The organism is Trueperella sp. (genome assembly GCF_043424875.1).
Lineage (GTDB): Bacteria > Actinomycetota > Actinomycetes > Actinomycetales > Actinomycetaceae > Trueperella.
Genome location: NZ_JBHWPL010000038.1, coordinates 1 through 4,870 on the forward strand (window position 1 = coordinate 1; position 4,870 = coordinate 4,870).

At 60.9% G+C, this 4,870-nt stretch carries 6 protein-coding genes; 5 read left to right on the forward strand and 1 reads right to left on the reverse strand.

The features are described from left to right. From ACHFFR_RS03315 to ACHFFR_RS03335, 5 genes are all read left to right on the forward strand, one after another. A partial coding sequence (locus tag ACHFFR_RS03315; RefSeq protein WP_394262855.1) for a hypothetical protein occupies positions 1–1,038 on the forward strand: 1,038 nt, incomplete at its 5' end. 217 nt (positions 1,039–1,255) lie between these two features. Beyond that, positions 1,256–1,633: a GntR family transcriptional regulator gene (locus ACHFFR_RS03320; protein ID WP_394262856.1), complete on the forward strand. Its 378-nt coding sequence runs from the start codon at positions 1,256–1,258 to the stop codon at positions 1,631–1,633. Next, positions 1,630–2,490, forward strand: a complete 861-nt coding sequence (locus ACHFFR_RS03325; RefSeq protein WP_394262857.1) for an ATP-binding cassette domain-containing protein — start codon at positions 1,630–1,632, stop codon at positions 2,488–2,490. The genes ACHFFR_RS03320 and ACHFFR_RS03325 overlap by 4 nt, the downstream gene beginning before the upstream one ends. A gap of 2 nt (positions 2,491–2,492) precedes the next feature. Then, positions 2,493–3,206 carry a hypothetical protein gene (locus ACHFFR_RS03330; protein ID WP_394262858.1) on the forward strand — a complete coding sequence of 238 codons (714 nt, stop codon included), beginning with the start codon at positions 2,493–2,495 and terminating at the stop codon, positions 3,204–3,206. 9 nt (positions 3,207–3,215) lie between these two features. Continuing rightward, positions 3,216–3,902, forward strand: a complete 687-nt coding sequence (locus tag ACHFFR_RS03335; protein WP_394262859.1) for a hypothetical protein — start codon at positions 3,216–3,218, stop codon at positions 3,900–3,902. Between the two features lie 94 nt (positions 3,903–3,996). Here the strand turns inward: ACHFFR_RS03335 and ACHFFR_RS03340 are convergent. Continuing rightward, on the reverse strand, positions 3,997–4,870 hold an 874-nt coding region (locus tag ACHFFR_RS03340), incomplete at its 5' end, for an aldehyde dehydrogenase family protein (RefSeq protein ID WP_394262860.1).

The window sequence follows — 4,870 nt, forward strand, 5'->3', positions numbered from 1 at the left end:
CCGATCTTCTTTGACGTCGGCTTCATTATCTTGGCGCCGATCATCTTTGGCTTCGCACGGGTTGCTAACATTAACCCGCTGAAAATTGGGCTACCGGTTGCCGGTGCGCTCCTGACCGTGCATGTGGCGCTCCCGCCACATCCGGGTCCAGTTGCTGCGGCGGGAATTACCGGAGCTGACGTTGGAATGATGCTTGCAATCGGACTGCCGATCGCGGCGGTGACGGCGACGATCGGATTTATGGCTGCCAAGATTGTTCCTACCGACGCGATTTCCTTACTGGATTCGCCCGCTATGAGAACGGAAGAAGTCACCGTGGCTGATGGTGCAAAAGTCGCTATCGACTCCGTGAAAACCCGGGTGAAAAATATTGGTGCGGGAACGGTCGTTATCCTCATCCTCTTGCCGATCTTGCAGATCATGCTGGGAACCGTTGGCAACATGATGCTCGAGGAGGGGAGTACGGCCCAGCGCTGGCTGTCCATGGTTGGTTCGTCCGCAATTGCACTCCTCACGGGTGTCATTGTGGCTTATTTGGTGGTTGGGTCGAAGTTGGGCTGGAGTCTTGAAAAGCGCGGTTCCGTGTTGGACTCGGCTTTGCCGGATGTGGCTGTCATCGTCTTCGTGACCGGTGCTGGAGGCGTGTTCGCGAACGTGCTCGTGCAGTCAGGTATCGGAAAGGCGTTAGCGGGCACGCTCGTTGAGATGAATATGCCGATCATCTTGGCGGGATTCTTGATCTCCTCGGCGCTTCGTGCCTCGCAGGGTTCTGCGACGGTGGCGATCCTGACGTCGGCTGGGTTGATGGCGGAGCCGATTGCCGCCGCGAGCTACAGCGATCTCCAGATCGTGCTCGTGACTCTCGCGATTGCGTTCGGCGGCCTTGGTCTGTCGCATATCAATGACTCCGGTTTCTGGATTGTCACGAAGTACCTGGGATTGAGTGTGAAAGATGGTCTACGGACGTGGACCTTGCTCAGTACCGTTTTCGGCGTCGTAGGATTCCTGCTCACGTGGCTGGTGTTTATCCTCGTTTAAAAAGCGACGTGTGTGGGCCGGTTCGTGTTGCGGCGCGAACCGGCCCTTTTTGTGCTCGGAGCCGGTGCGCCCGATCTCAAATAATTTTTGATAGGGCTTGACACACCCACGGCTTCATGGGTTAATTAGTCGTGTAACTAACCAGTGAACAGGGCGACGAGTGCCGTACCGTGCAACGGATGCGAGACAGAAACAAGACAGAAAGAGGGGAGGGCCCGTGGCAGACGCTTTGGATTTTGACTCAAAGACGCCGATCTATATGCAGATCGACACCGACATTCGCAAGCGAATCCTCGCAGGGGAGCTTTCGGCGGGCGACCAACTGATGTCGACTACCCAATACGCCACCACGTACCGAATCAACCCCGCCACGGCGAATAAGGCCTTCAACCAACTCGCCGCTGACGGAATCATTTACAAGCAACGCGGGATAGGCATGTTCGTCACGGACGAGGCGGCCGTCATTCTCCGCGGGGAGGGCCGTGAATCGTATCGAGGCGACCGGCTCGCGCCCACTATCTACGAGGGACTCGATCTTGGATACACCCCCGATGAAATTCGCGGCATCGTGAACGATATTTTGGAGGACCAATGAATACGTCATACCAGCCCTACGCGGTTGAACTGCACAATGTTGGCTACAAGTACGGCAGCCACGTCGCCGTGGCCGATGTGACCGAAACGATTGAGGCCGGCAAGATCACGGGCCTGCTCGGGCGCAACGGCTCTGGCAAGACGACGCTCGAGATGCTGATCGCCGGCCAGATGAAGGCCACCGGCCGCGTGCTCGTGGACGGGCAGGACGTGTGGGAGAACCCGCGCATCATGCCGAACGTCGCGCTCGTGTCCGACGCGCCGGCCGTCTACGAGGATTCGAAGCTGCTCAACACAATCTCGCTGTGGGAGCACGTGCGCCCCACGTTCCTCCGGGAGGTCGTGGAAAGCCTGCTCGACGCATGGGAGATCGACCTGAAAAAGTCGCCCGAAAAACTCTCGCGCGGCCAAAAGTCGGCGTTCTATGCGGCGCTTGGCATCGGAGCGCGCGCACCGCTGACCATCTTCGACGAGGTCCACCTCGGCATGGACGCGGTATTGCGCCGCGACTTCTACGACGCGCTCCTCCAAGACTTCATCGCCTACCCGCGCACGGTCATCATCTCCTCGCATAACGTGGACGAGATCGAGAATCTCATCGAGAACGTGATGATTATGGACGCCGGGCGGATCGTAGCGTCCGGCACCGCCGACGACGTTCGAGCGGCTTACTCGACGGCAGGTCGCGTTGCGTCGTTGACCGACGTGCTTGCCGCGACGAACTCGCGGCGCACTGGCGCCCAGGCGCTGACGGGTCTGCGGGAGCGCGACGACGACGGCGGCGCGGCCCGCGAGCCCGGCGCGGCTGGTCAGCCCGGCGAGGCCGATCAGCGCGGCGAGCACGGGACGGAGGCGTAGCAATGATCCTCAAAGATTCACGAACCAAGCGCCAGCTCATCCTTGGCTGGCTGGGCAGTATCGGCGTCGCCATCGTAATCGCGCTCGTGCTCTCACTCGTGTTCGTCAGGCTTGACGAGCCGGGAGACTGGGTTGTCGGCGCGGGAATTGAGACGGTATCGACCACGTTCTTGTGGACAACGACGACGATGCTCGTCGGGACCTTCCAGACCATCGCGTTCGTCGCCGGCATTTGGTTGCTGGCTACGAGCCGGACGTATATCGGCGCGGGCGTGACTCGCCGCGAAATTGTGGCGAACCACGTGAAGATCGGCGCGGTTGGCGTCGGCGTTCTGATTGCCGTGGTTGCCCTGTTCTGGGGGCTGAGCTTCCTCGGAGAAGGGCCGGTGCTTGACGGCGTTAGTGCGGTGACGGTCGCTCTTATTCCGCCCACGATCATTTCGATGTATGTGTGGGGTTCGATGCTCGCCGCGCTGTTCCTCAGATTCCGCATGATGCCCGTGATCTTCGGATTGGGTATCGCGCTGATGGTCATTATCGCGGCGGACATACTTGGGTCGGCCGCAAACGAGTCCGCCTCCTTCTTCATCGACATCTCCCCGGCTCCAATCCTGGGAGATATCGCAGGCGGTTATTTAAGTGCGGCAGGACTCATCCTCGCGGGAGGCGCCGTGACGTACGCGGCGATAACGACCCTGCCCATGCGCAGGTCATAAGGAGTCATCATGAAACTTAATCGACACGAAGTGATGTCACTCGTCGTTCCCGCCGGTGTGCTCGGCCTTGCCTGGCTGGTGTCGGCGTTCTTCATGCTGATACCGCGAGACAAACTCGCACTTACGATCTTCGTCTCGGAAGGATACGGCGCGATGCAGACCGATACGATCGAAACCGTCTGGAACTCCACCGCGGGCTTGATGGGAGCCTCGATCATTGCCACTTTCGTGGTCGGGGTCTATCTCGGTTCTCACATGCGGACCTACCTCGGTTCTGGCACCACACGCCGAGAGACCATCTTGCGGTTGGCCGTCATTGGCGGTCTGATCACCGCGTTCTTGACCGCGATGGCCGGCCTGTTGTGGGGCATATCCGCCCTGACAATGATGCCGGAGATTCGCGGGGTAAGCCCCCTGGCTCTCCTATCCATCCCACTCGGCCAGATCGTCGGCTATTCCGTTGGCGTATTTGCCGCGAGTACGTTTGTGCGCTTCGTATGGTGGAAAGTCCTCATCGCACTCGTAGCGCTACAGCTGATTATCTCGGGCGGAATGATCTTCGTGAATCGGTACGCGCAGCCGTTCGTTATCGACCTCAACCTCGCGCAAACGATGGGAATCCTCGCCCTGAGCGCCATCGCGGCATGGGGCATCGCCTGGCTGTTCGTCCGCGAACTGCCAATCCGACGCTCGTAACGCACGGGCCCAACCACAAACGGCGTGGTGGATGACAACCTGTCAGTGTCCTCCACCACGCCGCTTCGCCAGTAACGCCGAGCGCGCCGTCGGCTTAAATCACACCATCGAGCACCCTCGTGTGGTCGCCGAACCTGTGGTTCGTGGCGGCCACGGCCTGTTCGAGGAAGAACGGGCGCAGATCCACGCGGCCATTGAGCGTGGCCGGATCCGAGTAGATTGCCACATCCACTGACCCGTCAACGGCTTCGGCCACACCCCGGGCGTCGTCGCCGAAGTAGCGGATCTTGCGGAACGCGGTCGGATCGCTCGCGAGGTCGGCCAGCCAGTCCTCGGTGGACTCGGTCAGCACCCGGATGCCGCCGGCACGCAGCGCCTGCGCAACCGTGTCGCGCAGGTCGTCGCCCACCGACAGCGTCACCGTAGTTCCACCGTCAGCAGCGCCCGCCAGCATCGGAGCCGCCTTCCACCAATCCGCCGGATCCTCGATGCGTGCCAGCACCTCGGTGGGGCGGTAGCGGAAGACGTTCTTCTCAACGCCGAGCCCGCTGATGTCCACCTCGGCCAAGTACACGTCGTCAAGCGCATCCTGCACAGAACGCAACGCGTAGCGGAAGTCCTCCGCACCGTCGTCGTCGATCTTCTCGTGCAGGGCATCGAGCGCGTCGAGCGTGGCGTAATGCAACGAATCAAGTTCACCCTCGTACGAGGTTGACCGCTGCGCCGGCGCGACCTTCATCAAACCGATCAGATGGTTGGGTCCGCCTGCCTTCGAGCCGGTGCCCACCTGCGAGCGCTTCCACCCACCAAACGGCTGGCGGCGCACAATCGCACCGGTGATACCGCGGTTAATGTACACGTTGCCGGCCTGCACGTGGTCAAGCCAGTAGGCAATCTCGTCGCTATCGAGCGAGTGGATGCCGGCGGTCAAGCCGAACTCCACCGCGTTCTGGATCTCGAGTGCCTCC

What these genes read in the sequence shown, in the direction of transcription:
- ACHFFR_RS03325 (WP_394262857.1), top strand. Translation starts at nt 1,630, where the DNA reads ATGAATACGTCATACCAGCCCTACGCGGTTGAACTGCACAATGTTGGC.
- ACHFFR_RS03330 (WP_394262858.1), top strand. Translation starts at nt 2,493, where the DNA reads ATGATCCTCAAAGATTCACGAACCAAGCGCCAGCTCATCCTTGGCTGG.
- ACHFFR_RS03335 (WP_394262859.1), top strand. Translation starts at nt 3,216, where the DNA reads ATGAAACTTAATCGACACGAAGTGATGTCACTCGTCGTTCCCGCCGGT.